The organism is Ginsengibacter sp., assembly GCF_057362405.1.
The window spans coordinates 22,375-48,754 of record NZ_JBMQQG010000188.1 but is presented as its reverse complement, the minus strand read 5'-3'; the positions used below and the strand labels follow the sequence as shown (position 1 = coordinate 48,754).

Annotated in this window: 23 protein-coding genes and 1 rRNA gene; 9 read left to right on the top strand and 15 right to left on the bottom strand. The window is 38.7% G+C overall.

Features of this window, described 5'->3' with window-relative positions:
- The 6 genes from ACO1O5_RS16485 to ACO1O5_RS16460 form a co-directional block, all read right to left on the bottom strand.
- Positions 1–552, bottom strand: a 16S ribosomal RNA gene (locus ACO1O5_RS16485); the annotation flags it as partial.
- 608 nt (positions 553–1,160) lie between these two features.
- On the bottom strand, positions 1,161–1,310 hold the full coding sequence (locus ACO1O5_RS16480; RefSeq protein ID WP_486272147.1) for a hypothetical protein: 150 nt from the start codon (positions 1,308–1,310) through the stop codon (positions 1,161–1,163).
- On the bottom strand, positions 1,307–1,597 hold the full coding sequence (locus ACO1O5_RS16475; RefSeq protein ID WP_486272145.1) for a phosphoribosylpyrophosphate synthetase: 291 nt from the start codon (positions 1,595–1,597) through the stop codon (positions 1,307–1,309). The genes ACO1O5_RS16480 and ACO1O5_RS16475 overlap by 4 nt, the downstream gene beginning before the upstream one ends.
- A gap of 22 nt (positions 1,598–1,619) precedes the next feature.
- Entirely contained in the window at positions 1,620–1,856 is a 237-nt protein-coding gene (locus ACO1O5_RS16470) for a hypothetical protein (RefSeq protein WP_486272143.1), read from the bottom strand.
- Positions 1,857–2,080: 224 nt separating this feature from the next.
- Entirely contained in the window at positions 2,081–2,836 is a 756-nt protein-coding gene (locus tag ACO1O5_RS16465) for an SDR family oxidoreductase (protein WP_486272142.1), read from the bottom strand.
- A 182-nt stretch (positions 2,837–3,018) separates the two neighbouring features.
- On the bottom strand, positions 3,019–5,691 hold the full coding sequence (locus tag ACO1O5_RS16460) for a sigma 54-interacting transcriptional regulator (protein WP_486272139.1): 2,673 nt from the start codon (positions 5,689–5,691) through the stop codon (positions 3,019–3,021).
- Between the two features lie 699 nt (positions 5,692–6,390).
- On the opposite strand from ACO1O5_RS16460, the gene ACO1O5_RS16455 reads away from it, so the two are divergent.
- Together ACO1O5_RS16455 and ACO1O5_RS16450 are read left to right on the top strand one after the other, a co-directional pair.
- The gene (locus tag ACO1O5_RS16455; RefSeq protein ID WP_486272137.1) at positions 6,391–7,062 is read left to right on the top strand and encodes a hypothetical protein; all 672 of its coding nucleotides are present in this window, start codon (positions 6,391–6,393) and stop codon (positions 7,060–7,062) included.
- Between the two features lie 399 nt (positions 7,063–7,461).
- Entirely contained in the window at positions 7,462–8,097 is a 636-nt protein-coding gene (locus ACO1O5_RS16450) for a DUF6266 family protein (RefSeq protein WP_486272135.1), read from the top strand.
- A gap of 47 nt (positions 8,098–8,144) precedes the next feature.
- Here the strand turns inward: ACO1O5_RS16450 and truA are convergent, their stop codons facing one another.
- Positions 8,145–8,909: a tRNA pseudouridine(38-40) synthase TruA gene (gene truA / locus ACO1O5_RS16445; RefSeq protein WP_486272134.1), complete on the bottom strand. Its 765-nt coding sequence runs from the start codon at positions 8,907–8,909 to the stop codon at positions 8,145–8,147.
- A gap of 13 nt (positions 8,910–8,922) precedes the next feature.
- Positions 8,923–10,176, bottom strand: coding sequence for a proline and serine-rich protein 1 family protein (locus ACO1O5_RS16440; protein WP_486272132.1), 1,254 nt, complete (start codon positions 10,174–10,176; stop codon positions 8,923–8,925).
- A gap of 232 nt (positions 10,177–10,408) precedes the next feature.
- On the opposite strand from ACO1O5_RS16440, the gene ACO1O5_RS16435 reads away from it, so the two are divergent.
- Positions 10,409–12,874: a M1 family aminopeptidase gene (locus tag ACO1O5_RS16435; RefSeq protein WP_486272130.1), complete on the top strand. Its 2,466-nt coding sequence runs from the start codon at positions 10,409–10,411 to the stop codon at positions 12,872–12,874.
- A gap of 64 nt (positions 12,875–12,938) precedes the next feature.
- Here ACO1O5_RS16435 and ACO1O5_RS16430 read toward each other — a convergent pair whose 3' ends face one another.
- From ACO1O5_RS16430 to ACO1O5_RS16410, 5 genes are all read right to left on the bottom strand, one after another.
- Positions 12,939–13,727 carry a TPM domain-containing protein gene (locus ACO1O5_RS16430; RefSeq protein ID WP_486272128.1) on the bottom strand — a complete coding sequence of 263 codons (789 nt, stop codon included), beginning with the start codon at positions 13,725–13,727 and terminating at the stop codon, positions 12,939–12,941.
- Between the two features lie 15 nt (positions 13,728–13,742).
- Complete coding sequence (locus ACO1O5_RS16425; RefSeq protein WP_486272126.1) at positions 13,743–14,198, bottom strand: TPM domain-containing protein; 456 nt, start codon at positions 14,196–14,198, stop codon at positions 13,743–13,745.
- A gap of 13 nt (positions 14,199–14,211) precedes the next feature.
- The gene (locus ACO1O5_RS16420; RefSeq protein ID WP_486272124.1) at positions 14,212–14,802 is read right to left on the bottom strand and encodes a LemA family protein; all 591 of its coding nucleotides are present in this window, start codon (positions 14,800–14,802) and stop codon (positions 14,212–14,214) included.
- Positions 14,803–14,900: 98 nt separating this feature from the next.
- On the bottom strand, positions 14,901–16,097 hold the full coding sequence (locus ACO1O5_RS16415; protein ID WP_486272122.1) for a phosphoglycerate kinase: 1,197 nt from the start codon (positions 16,095–16,097) through the stop codon (positions 14,901–14,903).
- Between the two features lie 169 nt (positions 16,098–16,266).
- A complete protein-coding gene (locus ACO1O5_RS16410) occupies positions 16,267–17,343 on the bottom strand; it encodes an alkaline phosphatase family protein (RefSeq protein WP_486272120.1) in 1,077 nt (358 codons plus the stop codon).
- 362 nt (positions 17,344–17,705) lie between these two features.
- On the opposite strand from ACO1O5_RS16410, the gene ACO1O5_RS16405 reads away from it, so the two are divergent.
- From ACO1O5_RS16405 to ACO1O5_RS16390, 4 genes are all read left to right on the top strand, one after another.
- Positions 17,706–19,028 carry an O-acetylhomoserine aminocarboxypropyltransferase/cysteine synthase family protein gene (locus ACO1O5_RS16405; protein WP_486272118.1) on the top strand — a complete coding sequence of 441 codons (1,323 nt, stop codon included), beginning with the start codon at positions 17,706–17,708 and terminating at the stop codon, positions 19,026–19,028.
- Positions 19,029–19,132: 104 nt separating this feature from the next.
- Positions 19,133–20,173 carry a homoserine O-acetyltransferase family protein gene (locus ACO1O5_RS16400; protein WP_486272116.1) on the top strand — a complete coding sequence of 347 codons (1,041 nt, stop codon included), beginning with the start codon at positions 19,133–19,135 and terminating at the stop codon, positions 20,171–20,173.
- Positions 20,174–20,183: 10 nt separating this feature from the next.
- A complete protein-coding gene (locus ACO1O5_RS16395; RefSeq protein WP_486272114.1) occupies positions 20,184–21,440 on the top strand; it encodes a homoserine dehydrogenase in 1,257 nt (418 codons plus the stop codon).
- A 373-nt stretch (positions 21,441–21,813) separates the two neighbouring features.
- Positions 21,814–22,098, top strand: a complete 285-nt coding sequence (locus ACO1O5_RS16390) for a LytR/AlgR family response regulator transcription factor (protein ID WP_486272112.1) — start codon at positions 21,814–21,816, stop codon at positions 22,096–22,098.
- A gap of 1 nt (position 22,099) precedes the next feature.
- Here ACO1O5_RS16390 and ACO1O5_RS16385 read toward each other — a convergent pair whose 3' ends face one another.
- Positions 22,100–22,408 (bottom strand): DUF4907 domain-containing protein, encoded by a 309-nt coding sequence (locus ACO1O5_RS16385; RefSeq protein WP_486272110.1) that lies wholly within the window; start codon positions 22,406–22,408, stop codon positions 22,100–22,102.
- A gap of 19 nt (positions 22,409–22,427) precedes the next feature.
- Positions 22,428–23,435 (bottom strand): Kelch repeat-containing protein, encoded by a 1,008-nt coding sequence (locus ACO1O5_RS16380; protein ID WP_486272108.1) that lies wholly within the window; start codon positions 23,433–23,435, stop codon positions 22,428–22,430.
- A gap of 226 nt (positions 23,436–23,661) precedes the next feature.
- On the opposite strand from ACO1O5_RS16380, the gene ACO1O5_RS16375 reads away from it, so the two are divergent.
- A complete protein-coding gene (locus ACO1O5_RS16375; RefSeq protein ID WP_486272106.1) occupies positions 23,662–25,035 on the top strand; it encodes a DUF4270 family protein in 1,374 nt (457 codons plus the stop codon).
- Positions 25,016–26,290 carry a BamG family beta-barrel-assembly machinery protein gene (gene bamG / locus ACO1O5_RS16370; protein WP_486272104.1) on the top strand — a complete coding sequence of 425 codons (1,275 nt, stop codon included), beginning with the start codon at positions 25,016–25,018 and terminating at the stop codon, positions 26,288–26,290. Before ACO1O5_RS16375 ends, bamG begins: the two co-directional genes overlap by 20 nt.
- The last annotated feature ends 90 nt before the right edge of the window (positions 26,291–26,380 follow it).

The following is a 26,380-nucleotide window of genomic DNA, read 5'->3' as shown; positions in this document are numbered from 1 at the left end:
CCGGATAACGCTTGCACCCTCCGTATTACCGCGGCTGCTGGCACGGAGTTAGCCGGTGCTTATTCCTCTGGTACCGTCAACCACATAAGAATATATGGATTTCTTCCCAGATAAAAGGAGTTTACAACCCAGAGGGCCTTAATCCTCCACGCGGCATGGCTGGTTCAGACTTGCGTCCATTGACCAATATTCCTTACTGCTGCCTCCCGTAGGAGTCGGACCCGTGTCTCAGTGCCCGTGTGACTGGTCGTGCTCTCACACCAGTTACTGATCGAAGGCTTGGTGGGCCGTTACCCCGCCAACTACCTAATCAGGCGCACGCCCATCTTTAACCGCCGGAGCTATAATATTAATAAGATGCCTTATCAATATGTTACGGAGTATTAATCCCTCTTTCGAGGGGCTATTCTCCAGTTAAAGGAAGGTTGCGTACGTGTTCCGCACCCGTTTGCCGGTCGCCAGCATGTATTGCTACACCTGCTGCCCCACGACTTGCATGTATTAAGCCTGCCGCTAGCGTTCATCCTGAGCCAGGATCAAACTCTCCATTGTAAATGTTGTTTGATCTGACTATAAATTTTCTCATCGAAAATCAACGTCAAAATTCTAATTTGTTACGCTAAACTTTACCTTGTAGAATTTAAAAAATTCTGTGCTGTTACTTCCAAACTTTCAAAGATCTTTTGGCCTTTTTTTGACCACCCATTTTTATTTGGGAGTGCAAAAGTAAGAGCCTTTATTTTACCCACCAAATCTTTCTGTAAAAAATTAGAAATATGTTGGTGATTGATGGTATTTTTTAGAGAAGAACTTTTGCCTTTTTTCAAAAGCGGACCGCAAAGATAGTATGCGATATTGTTTGCTGCAAAATTATTTTAAAGAAATTCTGTTTACATCAACAAAACACAGTAACGACGACAGTTGCAGCAATAATTTTTTTTCAACTTGCCTCAATAAAAAGACGAAAGACGAATCATTTGAAACAAAAAAACTAAAACAACGGATACTTTACCGCTACTCAAAAAAGTGCATACGAGGCAATAGAAAAATCTGCATTATTCATCTTGTGGCTTTCTATGATTGCAATAAATTCCTTCAAGGAGATTTTGATGAGGCAGTTTTAAGCATTGTACCAACCGGCTTCCTTTGCAGCTACCGTTCTAAGGCCAGCATGAGCTCATACCTGCTAATATAAGCATCTTTTCAATACGGCACAAGGTACTATCGTCAACACACAAAGCCAGGCAACCAAACTTTGCGCCAACGCAACTCCCTGTATACCTGGACGAAGATGAGGAGGATGCTTTCATAGTTTCTTTGCAGTGTCAAAACTGGTATTGTCTGAGCATCCGCCAGGTCCATCCAATATAGTGCCTTTTACCCCGGTCGGAGAAGTGAGAGCATATACGACAGCGTTATCTCCGGGATTGGAATCTCCCTGAAAGTGGTAAGCTTCATCTAAATGAAATTCTTCTTCGTATAGCCGCACATCAAGGTTGCTGCAGTAGAGGCAATTTGATTGCGGTCCAAAGTCTGCGTCATAACCTCTTTTTTTAAGGTCATCCAAAGCGTCTACGGGTGATTGATAGTTTTTCATAATGATTGTATTTTTTGATTTTTTAATTGAGTTTATATTTCTTCGGGCAGTTCGGATTCTGTAATGAGTTCTGCTGCCATCCGGTTACGACGCTTTCTTCCATATACAGTAATGGCTGCTCTTTCATTCGAATGGCATCATCAAGAAACTCGCTGCCTTCATTCGTATTATGTTCTTGATTTTGGAGCGGAACGAGTATATGTTTACCTGCTTCGCTTTCTGCATTTTTTGCTGAATGGTATATGAAGAAAAGGTTCATGATGTTTGAATTTGATACATGAATGATTTGTTTTTGCAAGCGATGAAATTTTGATCTGCTACCTGTTGACTTGCCGTGTTGTTGACCGGTTTTCGTAAGGACCACATACGCCGGCGTAGGGATATCCTGGTGCACGAACAGGTGGAAAGTGCATTCCCGTTACAACTGCCCCGGCAAGCTGTCACCCGTCATCTTCGTTCCAACAGGTGGCAGATCATTTGCCGTCAGGCTTTTTGTAATTGATTATCCCACCATTTTTCAAAGTTGATGGCTCCCAACTCTGCCTGCCCGGCCGGTACCAATGCGGTATGCGTAATGGCTCCGCCGTAGTAGGTTGGTTTGTTATTAGCTACCACTTTGCGTGGGTCTTCTGAATGTTGCAGGTAGCGGGCAACAAATTCATACATCCCTAAACGTTCCGGCCCTGCTATTTCTACCCTGCCATTCAGGGGGGCGGCGAGAGCATACTTTGCTACAAAAGCGGCTACATCATCTGCAGCAATTGGCTGAAATTGTACATCCGACAGATGAACTTCGTTTCCCTCGGTAGCCTGGTCGGCAATGCCTTTCAGGAATTCTAAAAATTGTGTGCTGCGGATAATGGTGTAAGGAACGCCTGATTGTTTAATAAGGTCTTCCTGAACTTTTTTTGCACGCATGTAGCCAATATTTCGCATGACGTCTACCCCAACAATGGAAAGTGCGACATGATGTTTTACGCCGGCATTGATCTCCGCTGCCAACAGGTTGTGACCTGCAGTCTGGAAAAATTCCATAACTGCTTTGTCTTCGAACGATGGTGAATTGGCGAGGTCAATAACGATATCCGTGCCCCTCATAGCTTCTGCTAATCCTTCCCCCGTAATAGTATTGATACCCGTGGCCGGAGAGGCGGCGATTACCTGGTTACCTGAACGACGAAGCAGGTTAACTACTTTTGCTCCAATGAGGCCAGAGCCTCCGATTACTACGATCTTCATAATTTGATTTTTTAATTGTGATAGTGTTTGCCCAATATAGGCCAACCAAATGCCAATTGATCAAATTATTGAAAATCAGTACTATACCCGTGAACAGCATAGTTATTTTTCACTGTATTTCGTGAATGCACTTCTTATTTCACTTTATAAAGGGAGAATGCAAAGCCTTGTGAGATTAATTATCAGGCAAAATAATCGCTCTTGCTGATGCGTAACTTTTTCATTTTGGAATGCAAAGTATTGCCGGGGATTTTCAATACTTCAGCAGCGCTGCCGGTGCCTGAAATTTTGCCGGCACAACGTTTCAATGTTTCAATAATATGACCGCGTTCAACTTCTTCCAGCGAACGGTTTAAAAGATACGCCTGCTCTTGTTTTTGCGTATCGGTATTCTCGGGTATATGTACATCATCTAATACATCATTAGTTGTCAATAATATGCTGCGTTCTATTAAATGCTCCAACTCTCTTATATTACCGGGCCAGGTATAGCTGCGCAACTGTTGTATAACTTTTGGTACCACCTTTTTGATTTTGCGACCGGTATTCCTGCCATATTTCTGTACAAAAAAATGAGTAAGTGGTTCAATGTCTTCTGAACGATCACGAAGAGGTGGCAGGATGATAGGAAATACATTCAGCCGGAAATAAAGATCCGCACGAAAACGTCCGGCCTTTACTTCATCTTCCAGGTTGCGATTGGTGGCAACAATTAACCGCACATCTATCTTTATAGTTTGTCTACCTCCCAGCCGTTCCAGTTCACGTTCTTGTATTATACGCAACAACTTTGACTGTGCCTCAAGTGGCAGTTCTCCAATTTCATCAAGGAACAAAGAGCTATGGTTGGCTAATTCAAATTTACCTATGCGCCGGTCAATGGCCCCGGTAAATGCGCCACGTTCATGGCCGAACAATTCACTTTCGATAAGATTTGCCGGTAATGCTGCACAGTTAACCTTCACCATCACCTTGTCTTTACGGGGCGATGCATTGTGGATAGCCCTCGCGATGAGTTCTTTACCTGTGCCGGTTTCGCCCAATACCAACACAGTTGTAGTTGAATCTGCCACCAGGGATATCAGCCGGTATACTTTTTGCATTGCGTCGCCATCACCAATAATTTCCGAGAAATTATAAATGGTCCTGATCTGCTCTTTCAGGTAATCATTTTCTACCTCCAGTTGCTTTTTATAAGCCAGTAGTTTTTCATTAGCCTGTATGTTAGCGATGGCAATAGATATCTGGGCACATATACCTTTTAGCATTAATTGGCTCAGGCGGTTTGCCAGCATCCAGATGGTACCGATATTTTTTTTGCCCACCCGCATAGGCAGGCCGTACATATTTTTCAGGCCGGTTGTTTTCCACAGTTTGGCATATGCATTGCCACTTTTTAATTCTTCTTCCACATTAAATACCATTCCATCCTCACTTGCCAACACCTGCGCTGTATAAGGTTCTTCGATAGTGATCCGGTTGGCGGACATTTTATCAAAATCCGCTTTTGCCTGTGCAAACAAAGTCCTGTCAAACATAAATGTGTTCATATGCAAGCCATCATCATCTACAACCCGGATCATGGCGAGTTGAGTATGCATGGTTTTGTCTATTACTTTCATAATAGCGGCCTCAAGCTCCTGCTTTGTTCTTACCTGTGTAATATCATTACTGAAATCCAGCAGGAAGGCCTGCTCCTCCTGTTTTTTATGAATTTGCTCGTTGGCCATTATATTAGCCATGGCGATGGATATTTGTGCACAAATACCTTGTAACAACGGCACATTGATCTCTTCTATATCGAGGAACAAAATTCCATGATTCGTTTCCCCGTTGCGCAAGCGGATACCTAAAAAGTTTTTGAATCCCATTGTTTTCCAATTCTGCAAATAGGGTGAGGTGATGCCGCGTTGAATTTCTCTCTCTACATTAAACAATAATGGAATGGAGCTATTCAGTACACGGTTCTGTACCCCGTCATTGATGGGATAGCTGGCTTTCTCCAGGGCACTAACTATCTTTTGATCATGCTGCTGTACACCGAGATCGTAAACATAAGGACTCATTGTCGTATTATCTTCATTGATCCTGCGAATGACGTAGCCGCTCTTTTGATTTAATTTTCCTATTGCGGCGCGAACGGCTCGGGCAAGGTCCTCTTTGGTTCTTACCGTTGCGATGTCGCTGCTAAAATCAAGAAGGAATGATTTTTCTTTTTCCTTATTAAGCACCTCCTCATTTTTGATAATATTGGATACGGCGCTCGATAACAGGGGGGCAATCCCCTTCATAATACTTCTGAATTCGTTGATGAAACCGCCCGGCATATCGGTATAAGTATGTATAAAGCCCATTGGCTTACCTTCTTTCATCAGCCGGGTCATTAGAATTTCTCTCACGCCTTTTTCATAATTAACGCGGAGAAAAGCAGGGCTTTGCGGCTTGTCCATTATTTCTTCCAGTATAAAAGATACAGGTTCATCTGCATGCAACACTGCCTGTGCAAAGGGTTCGTTTAGGGGAAAACGAGATTGTACCATTTCTGCATATCTTTCATGCGAACGGATGGGAGAACCGTCGTTATCCAACAAAAAGGGAACATAGGTTTCGTCTTTGTAATCAATCAACGTAACGATCGTATGGGTAATGTGAAATAGTCCTTTGATCCGTTGTTTAAATAGAAGGATAAGGTCATTCTTTTCCCTTACCCTGGTAATGTCATTGCTTAAAGCAAGAAGGATATCTTTTTCTTTTTTGTAAGCATCAAGTTGCCCGGGGAGTGAATTTATACTTTGATCCGGCGGGCCTGGCAGCTTCTGCCTTTTCTTATTTTCTAAGTTTTCGGTTTTTTTCAAGTGAGATTATAAATCGCTCACAAACATACAAAGAATTGGAGGATAAAGGTGTGATAGAGGAACCCTTAAGCGGCTAAGAAGGATACGACGTCATGCACCATTTGTGTCGTTACAAGCCGGAATTATGAGAATTTATATTTACGGCTCATACGTGCTAATATAAGCATCTCTTCAATACGACACGACTTGTCCCGTTCTACGGGAAGTATTGCTAACGCACTTGGCTAGACGACAAAACTAAAGGCCAACGCAACTTTCTTTATGACACAACCAAGAGAGTGGTGATACCTTGCGCCATGATGGGGGCTAAGTTTATGCTGATGATAGGATGCGCTTGCACCAACAGTGGGAAATACAACCTTCTAAATACTGGACGAAGAAGGGAACTGATATGAGTAAAAATTATTCAAACTATATTTACTGTTCTTACCTTTAACAAAAACTTTTTAGCCATGATGTTAAAAAATGACAATCTCGGAAAACTTTTCCTTCGTATTGCTGTGGCAGTAATCATTCTGTTTCACGGATGGTTTAAATTGACACATGGCGTAGGATGGATACAAAGTATGCTAGGAGGAATGGGCTTTCTGGCCTACGGCATAACAGATTTCCTGACGGTGAAGATAAAAAAGAACAAACCAATTCTAGAATACACATAGCTACTGCTATAGGGGCCGGTACATCAAATCCTTGGGGAAAATGAGTGATGGCTTTTTAAACTTTAAAAAAGAAGCTGTTGATATTAATAAACACTATGAGAAGTTAACGTTTATAGAAGTCGAAGGTGGAGCGCCATATATTGCTGGGGAACTAGAATTAAAGGATGAGGGAGGTATATTAATTGATAGTTACTTTATACGAATACTGCCAACGCCTAATTATCCACTTCGCTTTCCTCACGTGTTTGAAACAAACGGAAGAATTCCCATTAATATCGACTGGCATGTATTTCATGATGGGCATTGTTGCGTAAAAGCTATTCCTGAAGAAATATCTATTTGCAGGCAAGGCATAACTCTCCTGCAGTTTATAGCAACTCAACTCATTCCTTACTTTTTTAATCAGAAGTACAGAGAACTTCATGGCTTTTTTTTACATGAGCGCTCACATAACATTGAGGGAAATATTGAGTTTTTTAACGATCTATTTAAGACTGATAATTTAGATATAATTGCAAGAGGTTTACTTTTTATCAAAGAACGGAGTGAGCCTAATCGAGTACAAAAATGTTTTTGTGGAAATGGAGCTAAGTATAGGAATTGTCATAAGGTTGCATATAGATTATTAAGCACATTTTCCGATGAAGAACTATATGATTATTTAAAATTAATTATGTATTATAATGCTACATTGAAGCCAACCTCTTTTTAAGTATTTCTATTAGAGATTCAAATATATTGAATTAACAATAAAATATTAAAGCTGGAGTTACATACGAATTATGGGGCTATGATTCTAATTGTGAGATTACCCCTTCCTTCCCTTCGATATACTCAGGGTAAACTTGCTCAGGATAAACTAGCAGGGAGTCTCTAAAACTTTAAAGGGTATTCGTGTGCCCCGCAATGGCGTAACGATGGCGACAATAGTAATCCCGCACTATTTGCTTATGTCCATTTACGATATGTTGCCGCTATGTATTCGATATGTATCCGATCTATAGGAGCGAACTGATTACGTAATAAATAAGCTTTCTTTTCGTTTATTGATATAAGCAATTATTATAAAATCAGTTGGCAATCTATTGACCAATCAATCTAAACAATAACTATGGCACGAATTATTAACGGCATTAATGGCGGCTTCACCGGCAAGGTGGGCACCGTAACCGGCTATATAAGAAATGGTGGAAGCTTTATGCGCAGCAGAACCAGGAGAAAAGATACCGTTACAAGTGAAAAGAGGGCGGTGCAACAGCAAAAAATAAAAGTTTGTAATGAATTTACGAAACCATTTTCCGGCTCAGGCTTTTTTAATACCAGCTTCCCCCCAAACGGAGCTACCAGCACCGGCTACAACAGGGCTACCAGCGCCATCATGAACCGGGCAATTGTAAAAGAACCTGCAGTATCGCTGCAGTACCCGTTGATCCTGGTCTCTATGGGTATGTTGCCAGGCGCCGTGTATGCGTCTGCGTTAGCTAACGATGATGGTGATGTAGTATTTAGCTGGGTTGATAATACCGGGACCGGCACCGCTAAAGAGGAAGATAAAGTATTGATGGTTGCTTATTTTCCGGAAAGCAAAGAAGCCATGTATGAAATAAGCGCCTTCATAAGAAAAGACGGCAAGGCTATGCTGCCAATGAAATCAATGAAGGGCAATGCGGAAACATGGATAGGCTTCGTAAGCGCCAATGAAACGCTTGCTGCAGATAGTGTATATACGGGAAGGATAATTTTATAAACCCGGGAATTATTTTTTAAAAATATTTTGCTGCAGCGATGTAAACATTAAAAACCGGGATACTTTACTTCCACTAAAAAAAGTGCGTGTGAAGGAACAGAAAAATTGGCATTGTGCACATTTTTGCTTTCTACGATAGTAATAAATTCATCCATGGAGATTTTCCCGGTGCCTGCCTTAAGCATGGTACCCACCAGGCCCTTCACCATTCCGCGTAAAAAACGATTGGCTGCCACATTATATATTAAAAGATCATTTTCGAATATCCATTCACTTTTGAAAATTGAACAGAAAAAATTATTCACCTGGGTGTTTTTTTTGGAGAATGAGGTAAAATCCTTTGTATGTAGGATAATGGCTGCTGCCTTTTGCAGTTTTTCAAAATCAAGGGTATAGGGATAGAAGTAAGCCCTGTCGTTGTAAAACGGATTTTTCTTACGGCAGATATAATATTTATACTCACGGCTTATGGCATCGAAACGGCAATGAAGCCCTTCATCCACTTCCATAATATTCTTAATAACAATATCTTCATCCAACATAGAATTTAAAGAATAAAGGATCTTCTGCATGGCAGTTTCGCTGTTGCCATTTTCATTAAATAAATCTACGTCTGTGTCAAAATGAAAATAGTTCTGTAAAGCATGAACCCCTGCATCTGTTCGCGAAGCACCGGTAAGTTGAAATGGTTTGCCGAATTTGATTGCCAGGGCTTTTTCTACTTCTGATTGTATAGTGATTCCATTCTTTTGCACCTGGAAACCCGAATACCTGGTGCCTTTGTACGCAACTTCAATAAAATATCGTGGCATGTAAAGCGATGGATTATTTATGAATCATAGCCTTAAACCTGTTAATGTAATAGCTGTCGGTTAACTGGGACTGAAGTGTTATGTATTGATTAGAATCTGAAACAAATGCGTATGCCTCATCGAAAAACTTATATTTTCCTTCGTCAGTAAGAAATAAAAACGATAGGTTTTTAATCTGCTCTGTACTAAAGCATTTGGAATGAAACACTTTCTTCGCAGCCTTGATCATGTTATCATCAGAACTTTCGGATGCCATTTTTTTACGCAATTTTAAAAAGTCTCCATTATCGGCAAATGCTTTGCAATCAGAATTAGTTGCAGATGATTTAACCACTTCGGGCAATACTTCGAAGCTTGCATTTTTTGTCTCTGCGGGTTTTATAGCTTCTTTTGTTGTTGAATCCTGCTGAATAAATGAGGGTGGCGGTGGTTTTACTTCATCCGCCTGCTGCTTAATTTCTTCGTCCTTTTTCACCAAATTGCTATCGTTATTTCCCACGGGATTTTTGTTTTCAGATACTAAAGGTGGCACAGGCGCAGTTGTATCAGAATCAATCTTTGTAGCACTTGCGGACTTGTTTACCAATGCCGTGTCTTTCGTCCCAACGCTATCATTCATCGCGGTACTCTTTTTAAGATCAGACGTATCCCTAATAAGAGTAGTGTCCTCACGCGGAGATTCGATGGGCTTTTGGGTAAGATCAACTGTTTTAGGCGTTTCATTTTTTGCCATTTCTTTTTCCGCCGGAATAAAAATTCTTATCGTATCATTTCCATTTTCAAAAGGATCTATATACACCATTTCCATTCCGTCTTTATTCTTCTCACTTAAAAGCTTTTTTGCAGGGGAAAGTGAGATCGGTTGGGGTTCAATAACTGCAGCGACGGAATCTTTTTTGGTTGGAGAAACTACTTCTTTTGTTGGTTCTTCTTTTGGTTCGTTTCGCTGCAGAATAGATGAATCTTTTACAACATTTGCCAGCATCTTCGCAAACGGGTCGCTTTGGAGATTTTTCGCAACGGTATCCGGGGCATTGGTACCTCCACCCATTACAATGCCAAATGATTGCATATTAAACAGCCCCCATCCTTTTTCACCAAAATTCTTTAATAAGAACCCCTCGTTTTTTTTATCCACAACAATTTGGAAATCTTCTTCGGGGAATTCTTTTTTAGGAAAGCCAACACTCAGTTTATAATTACCATCAGTCAATTTTGGGATGATCAGATAACCCGCTGCCGAAGAGCTCACCACTTGTTTATCCATTTTAACGTAAAAGGGCTGGCCATTTTCTGTTTGTAAATAAACAAAATGAACTTGTTGGGCTTTAACAAAAAGCGACGAGTTGACAATAAAAACTAATAAAAGAATCCGTTTTAAAGTAGTGATAACCATATTCAGCAAATCTATTTAATAAAACAACAAATTTTGCCATCTATCCAAATTTTGATTTCTTTTTACAATATCAATTTACTTTTGCCGCCACTAAAAATTCAATATGAAAAAACTTTTGTTTGCTATTGTATTGGCCGGCTCTTTTGTAACTGCCATGTCACAGGATGATGATCAACCACAGGATACCGCATGGAAACATTTATACAGAGCTACCGCCACACGCATTAACGATCTTGTGCATACGAAGCTTGATGTTAGCTTTGATTATGATAAGGCCTGGATGTACGGAAAAGAATGGGTTACCCTACATCCGCATTTTTACCCAACCGATTCCTTAACCTTGGATGCGAAGGGAATGGAAATTAAAGAAATTGCTTTAATGAAAGGCAATTCGAAAGTCCCGCTAAAATATTCTTATGACAGCCTGCAACTAAAAATTACACTCGATAAAACATATAAGGCAGGCGAGAACTACACTATTTATATTAATTATGTCTCAAGGCCAAATGAACTGAAAGAACAAGGCAGCGAAGCGATTACTGATGCGAAGGGTTTATATTTTATTAATCCAAAAGGGGAGGATAAAAACAAGCCCATTGAAATCTGGACACAGGGCGAAACGGAATCCAACAGCGCCTGGTTTCCCACAATAGATAAACCCAACCAGAAAACAACCGAGGAAATCTCAATGACTGTTCCATCAAAATATGTGACGTTAAGTAATGGCCTGCTTAAGAGTCAAAAGAAAAATGCGGATGGAACGCGAACGGATTATTGGAGAATGGATTTGCCGCACGCCCCTTACTTGTTCTTTATGGGAGTTGGTGATTATGTAATTGTAAAAGATCATTATAAAACTTTACCGGTTGACTATTATGTTGAAAAAGAATATGCACCTTTCGCTAAAAAAATATTTGGAGAAACACCTGCGATGATCGGCTTTTATGAAAAAATAACGGGTGTGCCTTTCGCATGGCCAAAATACGACCAGATAGTTGGAAGAGATTATGTAAGCGGCGCTATGGAGAACACAACTGCTACTTTGCACCAGGAAAGTGCGTACCAAAATGGAAGACAACTGATAGACGGCAACAGGTGGGAAGAAACTATAGCTCATGAATTATTTCATCAATGGTTTGGCGATTTGGTAACTACTGAAAGCTGGAGCAACATAACTTTAAATGAATCTTTTGCCGATTATAGTGAAACACTTTGGGATACCTACCGGCATGGTGTAGACGCAGGAGATGCGCATATAGAAGAAAACAGGGAAACCTACCTCCGCAATCCTGCTGATGAATTAAAAGACCTGGTAAGGTTTTATTACCAGGACAAGGAAGATGTTTTCGACCAGGTCAGCTACCCTAAAGGAGGCGCCATATTACACATGCTGCATAATTATGTTGGCGATAGTGCCTTTTTCAAATCACTACATCTTTATTTAAATACCTATAAATTCAAAAGTGCCGAAGTACCGGAATTAAGGCTCGCTTTTGAAGCAGTCACCGGCCAGGATTTAAACTGGTTCTTTAATGAATGGTATTACGGTAACGGACAACCAGACATTACGATCAACTATGATTATAACAATAAAGCGGAAAGAGTAATTATTGATCAAACTCAAACTAACAGCGGCATTTTTAAATTTCCATTAGCAATAGATGTGTACAGCAGCGGAACAAATAAAACGAGATACAAAGTTTGGGTGCAGGATAAATCAGATACATTTTATTTCCCAAGCGACAACAAGCCCTCATTGGTAAATGTGGATGCAGATAAAGTTTTGCTTTGCAAAAAAACGGATAATAAGACAGCCGATGAATTTGAACAGCAATACAAATATGCCGGCAACTACATGGACCGTAAAGAGGCTTTGGAATATTTTGCAGACAATAAACTAAGCAACCTGGCAATAGGCCTTAATGATAAATATCATGGATTGAGATTATATACCTTACAAAAAATAGACCAGGCGAAAAGCTCTAGTGTGCCTGCTGTTTTAAGTGTGATAGAACAAATTGCAGATAAGGATCCCAACAAATTAGTTCAGGCCAAAGCACTTGAGATATTGGTAAAACTCAACGATAAAAAATATGAACCATTATTTACAAAATACGTAAATGATTCATCTTATTCAGTTTCAGGTGCGGCACTTGACGGACTAACCAAACTTGAACCTGAGCAAGCCTATAACCTCGCAAAAAAATATAGTAATGATGCAAAAGGAAAATTAGGAGAAGTGGTTGGAAAAATTATAATGAAAAATCCAACCGAAGATGATTTTGATTTGATACTGGAAAATTATAAAAGCCCTATAACCTCGCAGGAAGAAGCAACGGATAAAATACGTGGTACGACGACATTTGCGGACTATCTTTCTAAACTCAGGAATAATGAACATGTTAGACAGGGGGTAGACGAAATTATGAATTTCAGAAACCAGATACCTCCAAAATACAGAGGTTATATTGACCCCATGTTTAAAAAAGCACTCGATAAAATAAGCACTGCAAAGCGTTCTGAGGGAAATACTCAATTAGCAGATTATATAGATGGACTTTTGAAGTAAAATCATTTCGTCAAAATAAAAAAGCAGGAAAATTAATCCTGCTTTTTTTATGAAATTTTAAAAGTTACCAACCACCACTGGCTCCGCCGCCGCCGCCGCTTCCACCGCCGAAGCCGCCGAATCCACCTCCGCCACCGCCAAAACCACCACCCCCAAATCCACCACCTCTTCCACCACCACCCAAGCCACCACCTAACAGATTACCCATAAGAAACCAAGGCAAGCCTCCAAGACCAGTTGAACCGCGACGACTCATATAGTTGCCGCCTCCACCACCACCTCTGAAGAAAGATAGCAGGATGATAAAAAGTACAACGAGAATGATAATAGTTTTAACCGGTGGTCCTGTTTTTTTGTTTGACGGCGTGGCCTTATACTCGCCGGCTGCAGCCTGAATTACCGCATTTACTGCATTATCAAATCCACGGTAATAGTCATTTTCCTTAAAGGCCGGTATCATCTTGTTATCAATAATATCTTTGCAGGTTATATCCGGCAATACTCCTTCCATTCCATAGCCGGTTTCAATTCTTGCTTTATGGTCTTCTTTAGAAACAAGAATTACAACACCATTATTTTTTTCTTTTGTGCCTACGCCCCAATCTCTTAAATATTTTAAAGAAACATCCGCTATATCGTAGCCGTCAAGATTGTTAACTGTGATAATAACTATGGCTGAAGATGTGCTATCATTATAAGCATCCAGTTTTTGTTCTAACTCATCCCGCTGAAAGGGCGCCAGCATATTCCCAAAATCATTTACAGCTCTTGGTGGCACCGGTCTCTTCTCAATATTTTGGGCAAACACAGAGTGAAAGGAAAAAACAAAAAACAGTACTATGATTTTTTTCATGAATAGTCGCAGATATTACTTTCCAAAAATGATTTCATCAGGAAGCTCATTTTTGTCAATATTGTTGTCGTAAGGGAAATTATTTTTCAACGCCTCTCCTATTTTTGTAATGCACTCTTTAATACCAAGTGCATAATTTTCTTTATTGAAGAATGTAAGAATATGCTTCACAACATCTTTCCAGTATTGTTCACCAACAGCCTCGTGTATGCCGCTATCAGCAAATATTGCCAACTGTTTGTCTTTTAACGCAACATAAAACAAAACACCATTCCTGTGTTCTGTCTCGTTCATCTTAAGTTGAGTGAAAATTTCATAAGCCCTGTCCAACGGATCAATAAACCGGCATTTACTTTCAATGAAAACCCTTATTTCTCCGCTGGTTTGCTTTTCAGCGTCCCGAATGGATTGGACAATTAACTCATTTTCTTTTTCAGAAAAAAAAGGTTTCTTTTTAAAAAAGTGGAACATTTGTTTTCCCGATTTATTTTATATCAAAATTTATATCGGGATTCTTTTCGCTCCCGGCATCTGCTTTATAGTAAGCCCTTACATGATAGCCAAGGATGCCCGCGAATAAATTGTTTGGAAATAATTTTACCTTGAGGTTATAACTATTTACGGCGGTATTGTAATCCCGTCTTGCTACATTTATACGATTTTCAGTTCCCTCGATCTGTGCCTGAAAATCCTGAAAACTCTTAGTGGTTTTCAAATCCGGGTAGGCTTCTGCCACAGCCATTAATCGACTAAACGAACCTTGCAACTGAGCCTGAGCCTGTTGATATTGCTGAAGACTTGTGCTGTCGTTAATATCAACATGTACAGAAGTTGCTTTTGATCTTGCTTCTATTACTGCTGTTAAAGTTGACTTTTCGAAATTGGCTGAACCCTGGATGGTTTTAACAACGCTGCTATACAGGTCGGTTCTACGTTGATAATTTGTTTCAACATTGCTCCATGCGGTTTGCACATTTTGGTCAGCAGTTGCTAATCCTCTTTGCTGATTGCATCCCCAAAAAAACAGGATAACAATAACGCCAATAACTATCAAAAGAACAGGACTACGTTTCATTTTTTTAAAGTTTAATTTATAAAAGTATAGTTTCTCAAAACCGATACCAAAGCATTTATCACTGCTAATTTGTCTATTTATAATTTATTTAGAAATAATTAAGACTGAATGGCTGCAATTCCGGGCAGGACTTTTCCTTCAAAATACTCCAGCAATGCTCCACCGCCGGTTGAAACGTAACTTACTTTGTCTGCCAAATTAAATTCGTTTACGGCTGCTACGCTATCACCTCCACCAACCAGGCTAAACGCACCGTTAGTAGTTGCTTCGGCGATAGCTTCAGCTACAACCCTGGTGCCATGTTGAAATTTTTTCATTTCGAAAACACCCATCGGCCCATTCCATAAAATGGTCTTGGAATGATGAATCACTGCCGAAAAAGTCTCGCACGCAATTTCACCAATATCAAGTCCCATCCAGCCATCGGGTATATCATTGCTTAATGCACCGGAGACATTTGCAGCATTATCAAATTTATCAGCAATAATTGAATCAGCAGGCAAATGGATACAAACGCCTTTTTTTTCGGCCTTCTTAAGCAACTCATTAGCTTTATCTAACCTGTCGTCTTCGCAAAGAGAACTTCCGACTTTGCCGCCCATCGCTTTCATAAATGTATATGCCATCCCTCCGCCAATTATAATATCAGTGGCTCTCTCCAGCAAATTCTCAATTATGAGAATTTTATCTGAAACCTTTGCACCGCCTATAATTGCAAGGAATGGTTTATTGGAGTTATGCATCACTTTTTCGGCGCTTGCAACTTCTCCTTCCATCAATAATCCAAACATTTTTTTATCAGCAGGAAAAAATTTAGCAATAACTGCTGTGGAAGCGTGTGCCCTATGAGCTGTGCCAAATGCATCATTTACATATACATCTCCCAGCTTACTTAATTTTTCTGCAAATGCTTCATCACCTTTTTCTTCTTCTTTATAAAAGCGAAGATTCTCCAATAATAAAACCTCGCCCGATTGTAAAGCTTTAGATTTCTCTACTGCATCGGCGCCAATGCAATCATCTGCAAATAAGATTTTCGTATTGCCCAATAATTCCTGCAAATGGTTCACAAGATGTTTAAGGGAATATTTTTCTTCGGGTCCACCCTTTGGCCTTCCCAGGTGCGACATCAGAATTACACTTCCGCCATCAGAAAGAATTTTTTTTATAGTTGGCAATGCCGCACGAATTCGGTTATCATCGGTAATGTTGTACTCTTTATCAAGTGGAACATTGAAGTCAACTCTTATTAAGGCCTTTTCATTTTTAAAATTGTGTTCTGTGAATTTGTTCATACCAGATAATTTATTTTTTGCAAAAGTCGGGTTTTCCTGTGAAGAAGTGATTGAATGCCGATTGTGATATGATACAAAGAAGGAAAATCGTTTGAAGCTTATAAAACAGGCGGACAGGATCTAAATAACCAAACATTTTATTTTGTGTCAATTTCAGAATTGCTCAATATTATTTTGCAAATTCAATTGCCCCCGCTACCGGGTGGTTAGCAATAAAATTATATCCAAGTAAATTTGAAATAGTTGCCGCAATCTGCTTTTGAAAGAATTTGCCAGGTATTTCAATTTCTCCTTCTGCCTTTGTATCCGGACCAATAATAGCCAGCCATGCATTGCCCGAGCCTTTAATTAAAACATCGTGATCCTTCCAGTTATTAGCTTTTTTCCCGCGGCCATGATCTGTTGTAATTATTAAAGTTGTCTTATCCTTATATTCTGGTGTTGATTGAATGTAATACCAGAGCTGCTGAATCATTTTATCATCAGCATTTAAATGTTGAAGGTATTTGTCATATGATCCTCTGTGCGCATCTTCATCGCATTCGCCAAAACCTATAAATACCACTTTAGGCTTGTTGGCTATTATATACTCAGATGCTGCAATAAACGTGAGAACATCACGGCGGGTGCCCGTTTTATTCCGAATAAGATTTTGTTGTACTTTATTAAATATCGCCAAATCTGCATCTCCGTTTGCTTCTATTGAATCATAGCAACTATAGACCGGCATTGCATTTCGTTCTTTATTGAGAATATAAGGAAAGATATTCCAGGATGTAAACGCAACGACATTGTTTCTGAACTCGTCGAACGTATTAAGATATTCAAGTACATTAACGTTCGGGTTATTTTTTGCTGCATTAGAATTAACATATAGATCAGGATAACCTGTAAATATCTCGTTATATCCCGGATACGAAAATTTATAGCTGTTAGAAACATTTACTTTGTTGCCATACAACCTGTTTCCATACAGCTGGCCTTTTTGCTGAATTACATTCCAAAAAAAAGGAAGTAATTTTTTACGGTTCTGTAAAGTTGAAGAATCCAGGTAAATCAATTTTGCCAGGTCAACATCAGAAGTATAACGGTGATTATTGATGACATCGACATCGGCACCCTCAAAGATTTCCTGCCATCTTATACCATCAATAGTAACTATGAAAATGTTTTTAGTTTTAGGAGCTAACTGTCCACTTGTGGTAACAAAAGAAAATAAGTACAGTGCGATCAAGCTGTGTTTCATGCCTGGAGGTTTTGCAAAGAAACATATCCAGTATAACCTTTATACAACTAAATCATTAACAAATTGTAAACGGATTTTTTATCCCGTGCACTTATTATATTATTAATTTTATACCCCCCATAACTGAAGAAGGGTTACTTTTAAAAAAGATTTGATTATATGACTAAAACCCTACTATATTTGTGGGGTAACTAAAATGGCAAATACTACTACCATAATTTTTCAAGCTCTTGTACCCACAAATATGATTATGTGCGGACGTTGTATGCCGTAAGGCATCATTCAATCTATATTACCATTCGGGGCTTTGCCTTTCTATCCTTAGGAAAACATTCTTAATTATTCATTTTAAAACAAAAGTTATGAGCAATTTACATTTCGAAACGCTGCAGCTTCATGCAGGACAACAAGCCGACCCTTCCACAAAATCAAGAGCAGTTCCTATTTATCAAACCACCTCTTATGTTTTTAATAATTCTGAACATGCTGCTAATTTATTTGGACTGAAAGAATTTGGAAATATATATACTAGAATAATGAATCCTACCACTGATGTTTTTGAGCAACGCATGGCAGCATTGGAAGGCGGCGTTGCAGCGTTGGCAACATCTTCAGGACAGGCAGCACAGTTTTTAGCACTGAATAATATTATGCAGTCGGGCGATAATTTTGTTTCAACAACATTTCTGTACGGCGGCACGTATAACCAGTTTAAAGTTGCCTTTAAACGTTTAGGAATTGAGGCAAGATTTGCCGATGGAGACGATGTAGAAAGCTTTGTGAAACATATTGATAAAAATACAAAAGCCATCTATTTGGAAACAATCGGAAACCCAAGGTTAAACATTCCTGATTTTAAGAAGTTTGCAGACCTGGCCAGGGAATATGACCTTCCTTTAATTGTTGATAATACTTTCGGTGCAGCAGGTTACTTATTCCGCCCGATTGAACATGGAGCAAATATAGTTGTTGAATCAGCAACCAAATGGATCGGTGGGCACGGAACATCCATTGGCGGCGTAATTGTAGATGGCGGAAATTATAATTGGGCAAATGGAAAATTCCCTCAATTTACCGAACCGTCCGAAGGGTACCATGGTTTAAAATTCTGGGACGTATTTGGAGAAGGTAATCCGCTCGGCTTGCCAAACATCGCCTTTGCTATACGTGCAAGAGTGGAAGGCCTTCGCGACTTTGGACCCGCTCAAAGTCCATTTAATTCGTTTTTATTATTACAGGGATTAGAAACATTATCTCTTCGTGTACAGCGCCATGTTGACAATGCATTGGATCTGGCACAATGGCTCGAGAAACATGAATCGGTGGAATTTGTTGAGTATCCCGGGTTAAAGAGCAGCCCTTACAATGCTTTGGCAAACGAATATCTGGGCCATGGATTTGGCGGTATTTTAAACTTTGGTGTAAAAGGAGGAAAAGAAAATGCCAGCAAATTTATTGATTCATTAAAACTAGTTAGTCATTTGGCCAACGTTGGGGATGCCAAAACATTAGCTATACATCCTGCGTCAACAACTCATGAACAACTGGATGAAGCTGCACAAAAAGCGGCAGGTGTTCAACCAAACCAGGTTCGCATTAGTGTTGGCATTGAACATATAGACGACATTAAAGCCGATCTTCAACAGGCTTTTAATAAAGTCTTCTCGAAAGAATTAGTAGGGTAAATTCCTGGCTGGCAATTGTTTATACCGACATAAAATATTATTTAGTGATTTTATTTTATGTCGGTATACATTTGCATTTTTTTTAAATAGCTGAACATATTATTTTGTCTTATAGTATCTACAAGTCCGATCAATCCTTTACGCTGGAATCGGGAAAAATATTACAGGGATATCATTTAGCATACACTACTTATGGTGTGCTCAGTGCTGCAAAAGATAATGTTGTGTGGATCTTTCATGCACTTACGGCAAACAGTAACCCAACCGAGTGGTGGCCAGGCCTAGTGGGTGAAGGAAAATTATTTGATCCCGAAAATTATTTTATTATTTGCGTAAATATGCCTGGCAGTTGTTACGGAAGCATTGGGCCACTTGATATAAATAAAGAAACCGGCAAACCCTTCTATCACGATTTCCCATTTTTTACGCCGCGTGATATGGTTCGTTCTTATCGCCCTTTGAAAGACTTTTTAGGAATAAAAAAAATAAAGATAGGCATTGGTGGTTCAATGGGTGGGCAACAATTATTAGAATGGGCTATCGAGGAACCCGGTTTATTTGAATATATTTTTCCTGTTGCAACTAATGCGATACATTCTGCGTGGGGTGTTGCATTTAATGCTTCACAACGTATGTGCATAGACGCAGATGAAACATGGAAGACTAAAAATGAACACGCCGGTGTAGAAGGAATGAAAGCTGCAAGAAGTGTTGCACTGATCTCGTATCGGCATTATGATACCTACCATGCCAGCCAAAGTGAAAACGAAAATGAAAGAATTGACAACTTCAAAAGTGAATCCTATCAAAAATACCAGGGAGAAAAACTGGCACGAAGATTTAATGCCTTCAGCTACTATTTTTTAAGTAAAGGAATGGACTCCCATAATGTTGGTCGTGGAAGGGGAAGCGTTGAAATTGCTTTAGGTGAAATTAAAGCGAAAACGTTGGCAATAGGTATTGAAACTGATATTCTTTTTCCTTTGAATGAGCAGCAGTCTATTGCAAAAAACGTTCGTAACGGAAAATTTATTTCTATCAGTTCGTTGTATGGTCATGATGGCTTTCTATTAGAAGCAGAACAAATTCAAAAGATCATCACAGGTTTTATTACAAAAACAAAACAATCTAAAATTCTGACTTAATAATATAACTATGACAGCACACCGCAGATTAACCATCGGGTTATTTGGATTTGGGGTAGTAGGCGAAGGCTTATATAAAGTTTTGCATCAAACTTCTTCTTTAAATGCCACTATTAAAAAAGTATGTATTAAAGATCCCGGGAAAAAAAGAAATGCACCAGCTGAACTATTCACAGTTGACAGGGATGAGTTATTAAATGATGAAACTATAAATGTAATAGTAGAGGTTATTAACGAATCTGACGCCGCATTTGAAATAATTTCAAAAGCACTAACAAACGGAAAGGCCGTAGTAAGCGCCAGTAAAAAAATGATTGCCGAACATTTACCACAAATATTGCAACTCCAGCAGGACACCGGGATGCCATTTCTTTGCGAGTCTTCTGCGTGTGCGTCCATCCCCGTTATACGCAACCTGGAGGAATATTATGATAATGACCTTTTGCATTCCATGCGTGCAATTGTAAATGGCTCTACTAACTATATTCTCACCAAAATGTTTGAAGACAAACTTGATTTCAAAACTGCATTGTTACAGGCGCAGCAGCTCGGCTTCGCAGAAGCCAATCCTACATTGGATGTAGATGGTTGGGATGCCGTTCATAAATGGGTGATATTGCTATGCCATGCTTACGGCATTGTTGCTACTACCGATGATATTTTATTTACAGGTATACAAAACGTAAATGAAAATGATGCTAATGTTGGCAGAGAAAAAAATTATGAAATAAGATTGGTGGCGCAAGCTAAAAAATTAGTGAATGGAAAAATAGCCGCATTCGTTTTTCCACAATTTGTAAAACAAGATGATCATTTATCGTTTGTAAAAAATGAATACAACGGTGTTGTTATTGAGAGTTCTTTTGCAGACAAACAATTTTTTTATGGGAAAGGCGCAGGCAGCTTTCCTACCGCATCTGCAGTGTTAAGTGATATATCAGCGCTCCGGTACGACTATAAATACGAATACAAGAAACTGTATCATCACACACCCAATCAACTTACCAACGATTTTTATGTACGTATTTATGTAAGTTTTGATGATTGGAATTTTATACCGCGTGATAAATTTGAATGGATAGAAGAATGGCACGCCCAGGAAAAAAGAAATTATTTAATTGGCGTAATAAACTTCAACCATCTCACTGAAAATAACTGGTGGAAAGAAAATAATACATCTGTTATTTTAGCACCTGATGCCATTATTGAAGACATGGATCTGAGAAAATTAAAAAAGAAAAGTTTAGAACTCGCAGGAATTAGTTGAAATCGTTAAAAATAAGGTGACCTGATAATGACCTTCTTCGTGTACTGGTCATCGGTTAGTTTCGTAATAATTTTCAGAGAAAAAACTCCTTTTCAATAAAAGACAGGCCATTATTTTTACCTGCAGCTATTTTGTTGTGCATTGGTAAAATTTTATGGATTTGCCGAAAAAGACATTGATATGCGAAAGCATTTAGTCTGCAAAAAACCTTAATTTGTCGATAATATTTGATCGAATAAACAAGTTGAAAGAAATTTTTCCCTTTACTTTGCATCGTGCAAAAAAATACTAAAATTATAACACAGCTTATATGTTAAATGCTTCAACATTGCAAAAACAGGAATTCGTCTTTATAAAATCAGAATATAAAATCGTGAAAATTAGATTTGACGATATTCTTTTTTGCAAGGGAATGAAGGATTATATTCAAATATATCTTGACGGAAAAAGTAACCCGGTTGTAACGCTCAAGAGCCTGAATGCGTTTGAGACAAAATTACCCGCTGATAAATTCATAAGGGTTCACAGATCGTACATAGTATCCCTGAATCATATTGACACTATTTCCAAGAACGAGATTTCGATAGGAAAATTTATGGTACCAATAGGGAATATTTTTAAGCCAGACTTTTTTAATCTTATTGAGCTTAATTCGTAGTCTAATAATTTATTTGTAAAGAATCCAGTTCCCTTTTTGTTACAGCAGGCAACAGCCTATTAGTAATTTTGTGAACAATAAGATTTGAGGTTTTTTCCGCATCGATTTTGCTCGCAAATGCCTTATTTCCCTCTACTGCAGGTATAATTTGCTGGTGAATAAAAATTCTATGATCCACCAGTATATTATATCCCCAGCCTCCCGGAACTTCGAAAGTAGCTGATTCCACCAATAGCATATTTTCGCGATCACTATTACCTGGCTTGGCGGAAAAACCAATTATCGCAATGGCAAGTATTAATGATGCCATTAGAAGTATGTAAGACTTCTTAGTCATTTGCGTTATATTCCTTATCAGGGAAGAATTGATTAACATCATCGTATGATAAGGTACTGCTTAAACCCGTCATAACATATCCTCCTTTTGTTACGCTAAAACCTACAGCTCCTGTTCTTGCGGGGCGTTCAAAATCCTGTTTAGCAACCCAAAGATCTGTTGCAAAATCATATTCCCACGTAGAAGCCAAAAGCGAAGGGTTTTCGCCTGTACTTAAATAGGCTTTATCGCCAATAACGAACGACACTGCATTTGCCCTGTCTATGGGGCCATACGCATCATCGTAACTTTCTGTACTATTTGTATTTGCCGTATTGCGCAATTGAGTCCATTTAGAAGTTGACGGATCGTACGACCAGAAATCGCTTTGGTAACTTCCGTTGTTTACGCCCGTGGCAACATAGGCCTTATTTTGGTATACAAAAGCAACAGCCTGTTTGCGTTTGTTTCCACCATAACCAATATTTAATGTCCACGTATCAGATGTTGGGTCATATTGATAAAAATCTTTTAGATAAGTACCATCAAAACCGGTACCTACATAGCCTTTATCGCCAATACCAAAAGCAACTGCGTCATATCTTGGCGAACCCGCAAAATCTGCTTTTTTTGTCCATTTATTTGCTATCGGATTAAATTCCCAGGTATCGTTTAACATATTAACACCATCATATCCTGTAGTTATATAGCCTTTCCCTGCAGCGGCAAATGCAACAGCCGAATTTCGTGGAGTGCCCGGCATGTCTGCTTTTTGATACCACGAATCTCCGTCAGCGTTATAAGCCCAAATATCAGTTAATCTATTATTGCCATCGTAGCCGGTGCCAACATAAGCTGTGTCGTTAATTACAAAAGAAACTGCTTCGCTTCGCACAACGCCGTTAAACTCTCCTTTACTTACCCAGTTCCCCGTAATAGTAGTAGTGTTTTTTGATTTATGACACGAGACGATTGTAGTAAAAATAAGACCAGCAAATAGTAATGGCATGAATGTTTTCATCTTTAAAAAATTATTTTTTGCGAATGTAATCTTACGCCCATCGCACAAATCGTTAAAATGGCTTTGCAATATTGTTTTATCGACAAACTCTTTATTTTCTTCTGCAAAACAATTTTGAAAAACGTTTATTACGTTTTTTATACATTAATAAAACACATTAACAGATAAATTAAATGTTTTTGCAGATAACAATGTAATGTTAAGCCATAGTAACAAAATGCTAACAATGCAAACTATAATATTGCAACCTTCAATTTTAAGCATGAAAAAAATTAGTATTGATTATTTTAAATACTGGGCTCAAATATTAATACTTCCGGCGTTTATTTTTTCTGCTTGCGACAAACCTCAAATTAAATTTGGCCAGGCTTATGTGAACGATACCTATACTAATATCGTATTGGTCGATACCCTTTCCGCTAATCTTTCAACTGTATACAGGGATTCTATTAGTACTTCGGGTTCAGCTACTATCTTGATTGGTAGCTATATAGATAATAATTTCGGGAAAATCACGGCTAGTTCGTTTGTTGAATTATCCCCACCCGCACTTGCACCCCTCGACAAAAAATCAGTTTATGACTCCTTGGTTTTAATTTTGAGACCAAATAAGACATATTATGGTGATACAACCCTAATTTCACAACTTTCCGTTTACCAGTTAACAAACCCAATAACTTTTCCCCTCTATCAAACTACATTCTATAATAATACCGATTTTCCTGTTGATCCGACGCCTTTAGGAACATTGACAACTTTGATTTATCCTCACATAACTGATAGTGTTTTTATCAGGTTATCTGATGCCAAGGGAAAAGAATTATTTAATCTCTACAACTCCGGCGATTATACAATACAAAACACCACAAGTTTTATAAATTATTTCAAAGGTCTTAAGATAACGCCCTCAGCTAATGGAATGCATGCTATTTACGGATTTAAGGACACAGTAACCATGCGGCTTTACTATCATGTAAATGGCCTTTTTACAACACCCAAAGTGCTTGATTTCAAGTATTACAATGGGGATAACAAACAATTCAACCAGGTTCTTTCCGATAGGTCTGGTACGCCTTTGTCAGCTTTTGGTGGTGCTGACAGGGAAATAAGTTCCACAAATACCAATGGAAGTGCCTATTTACAATATATAACAGGATTTATACCTAAAATACAATTTCCGACAATTCGACGTTTGCTTTTACGACCTGATTATTTAAAAATTGTCAGAGCAGAATTAATCGTTACGCCCGTCAACCAAACTTATTCGGGTTTCACTCCATTGCCTCCCCAACTTTATGCGTATACAACAGATCGTTTAAATAATTTAGGCTCACCATTAGTTTCTACAACTTCAAACGGATATCAAACCGGCAATCTTGTGATTGATCCCTTATATAATTCAAATACCACCTATGTGTATGATGTAACTTCTTATCTTCAACAGCAAATTTCAATTAACTATGCCAATCAAAATGGTTTATTGCTTATACCACCTTCCCCTGCGTCAACAACAACCTTCAACCGGCTTGTAATTGGAGATAAGAATAATTCAGGAGGTGCATTACAATTAAAAGTTTATTATGTTTCCAGTAACCTATAGTACTTTTCGTAAAAAATTACATCTTACTATACTTTCGTCTGTACTTTTCGGTTGTTTAGGAGTGTACGCTCAAAATGTAACTTCTCCTTATTCAATTATTGGAATTGGTGACCTGGAACAATCTTATTTTAACCGTACCTCAGGGATGGCAAATACCGGTATAGCGTACAGTAACAATAGTTTCGTTACTATTAATAATCCTGCTTCCTTAAGCAGTCTTACCAATCAGTTATTTCTGGTTGAGCTTTCAGGCCGGGGAAAATTTGTAAAATATTCAGGAACGGGGGTAACACCGGGATTATCGGCCCAGGATTTTAGTGTTGAAAAAATGTCATTGGGTATAAGAATAAATAAATGGTGGGGTGCAGCCGCGGGACTAATGCCATACAGCACCAGTAACTATTCATTTTCAGGAAATCAAAATCTACAAGGCTCAAATTTGACAGTACCTGTTGATTATGATGGAAGCGGAGGCGTAAACCGATTTTTCTTTGCGAGCGGTTTTAAAATAACTAAGAATCTGTCTTTAGGTTTTAATGCCTCTTATCTTGGTGGCTCTTTGTTGCAACAAGATTCTCTATTTTCTTCCGATGTTTCTTCAAATATTTACACTAAAAAAAATATCTATATACGCGATCTATACCTTGATTACGGGTTGCAATACCATGTAAAACTCTCCAAAAAATGGAATGTAAATCTTGGTTTCACCTATGCCCCTGAAACACCGTTGAACGCACAATACACTGCACTTATAAAAGATGGAATAGGTGACACTTTATCTAATAAAACTATCAGTAATACAATTTTTACCTTACCAACTAATACTGGTTTTGGAATTTCCATAGTAAAAGATAATAAATTGACTTTTTTGGCGGATTACAGATTTCAAAACTGGTCGCCGTTAAATCAAAGCGGGCCTAACTACAGGTTGATAAATAGCAACAGATATTCTGCCGGAGTCGAATATTCTAAACAGAAAGAATACCTCGGCGCAAAGTATGAAATTTTAAATCTCCAGGCTGGCGTTTTTTATAATGATTCTTATTTGCAAATAAACAATCAACAGGTTAATGACAAAGGCTTTACCATGGGTGTTGGGATAAATAGCAAACGAAGTACGATGAGTTATCATCTTGCTTTTGAATATGGAGTGCGAGGCTCGCAATACACCCCGGTAAAAGAGAATTATGCAAGCTTTACAATCGGTATTTCCTATAAAGACTTCTGGTACACGAAAGGAAAAAAATTCGATTAAAGCGAGGGCTTAGCATGTTAAGATACTGACTGCTCAAATTTCCAGCGGCTAAATTGTAAGCTAAAATTTCTTCTATAGCTGTATAAACAT

Bases quoted from the DNA above. Each gene is read 5' to 3' on its own strand.
- ACO1O5_RS16480 (WP_486272147.1), bottom strand. From the start codon at position 1,310: ATGAAAGCATCCTCCTCATCTTCGTCCAGGTATACAGGGAGTTGCGTT.
- ACO1O5_RS16465 (WP_486272142.1), bottom strand. From the start codon at position 2,836: ATGAAGATCGTAGTAATCGGAGGCTCTGGCCTCATTGGAGCAAAAGTA.
- ACO1O5_RS16450 (WP_486272135.1), top strand. From the start codon at position 7,462: ATGGCACGAATTATTAACGGCATTAATGGCGGCTTCACCGGCAAGGTG.
- ACO1O5_RS16385 (WP_486272110.1), bottom strand. From the start codon at position 22,408: ATGGCATCATTAATACTTGCCATTGCGATAATTGGTTTTTCCGCCAAG.
- bamG (WP_486272104.1), top strand. From the start codon at position 25,016: ATGTTTCCAGTAACCTATAGTACTTTTCGTAAAAAATTACATCTTACT.
- ACO1O5_RS16435 (WP_486272130.1), top strand. From the start codon at position 10,409: ATGAAAAAACTTTTGTTTGCTATTGTATTGGCCGGCTCTTTTGTAACT.
- ACO1O5_RS16425 (WP_486272126.1), bottom strand. From the start codon at position 14,198: ATGTTCCACTTTTTTAAAAAGAAACCTTTTTTTTCTGAAAAAGAAAAT.
- ACO1O5_RS16430 (WP_486272128.1), bottom strand. From the start codon at position 13,727: ATGAAAAAAATCATAGTACTGTTTTTTGTTTTTTCCTTTCACTCTGTG.
- ACO1O5_RS16415 (WP_486272122.1), bottom strand. From the start codon at position 16,097: ATGAACAAATTCACAGAACACAATTTTAAAAATGAAAAGGCCTTAATA.
- ACO1O5_RS16475 (WP_486272145.1), bottom strand. From the start codon at position 1,597: ATGAAAAACTATCAATCACCCGTAGACGCTTTGGATGACCTTAAAAAA.
- ACO1O5_RS16410 (WP_486272120.1), bottom strand. From the start codon at position 17,343: ATGAAACACAGCTTGATCGCACTGTACTTATTTTCTTTTGTTACCACA.
- ACO1O5_RS16470 (WP_486272143.1), bottom strand. From the start codon at position 1,856: ATGAACCTTTTCTTCATATACCATTCAGCAAAAAATGCAGAAAGCGAA.
- ACO1O5_RS16440 (WP_486272132.1), bottom strand. From the start codon at position 10,176: ATGGATAAACAAGTGGTGAGCTCTTCGGCAGCGGGTTATCTGATCATC.
- ACO1O5_RS16405 (WP_486272118.1), top strand. From the start codon at position 17,706: ATGAGCAATTTACATTTCGAAACGCTGCAGCTTCATGCAGGACAACAA.
- ACO1O5_RS16455 (WP_486272137.1), top strand. From the start codon at position 6,391: ATGAGTGATGGCTTTTTAAACTTTAAAAAAGAAGCTGTTGATATTAAT.
- truA (WP_486272134.1), bottom strand. From the start codon at position 8,909: ATGCCACGATATTTTATTGAAGTTGCGTACAAAGGCACCAGGTATTCG.
- ACO1O5_RS16395 (WP_486272114.1), top strand. From the start codon at position 20,184: ATGACAGCACACCGCAGATTAACCATCGGGTTATTTGGATTTGGGGTA.
- ACO1O5_RS16375 (WP_486272106.1), top strand. From the start codon at position 23,662: ATGCAAACTATAATATTGCAACCTTCAATTTTAAGCATGAAAAAAATT.
- ACO1O5_RS16380 (WP_486272108.1), bottom strand. From the start codon at position 23,435: ATGAAAACATTCATGCCATTACTATTTGCTGGTCTTATTTTTACTACA.
- ACO1O5_RS16420 (WP_486272124.1), bottom strand. From the start codon at position 14,802: ATGAAACGTAGTCCTGTTCTTTTGATAGTTATTGGCGTTATTGTTATC.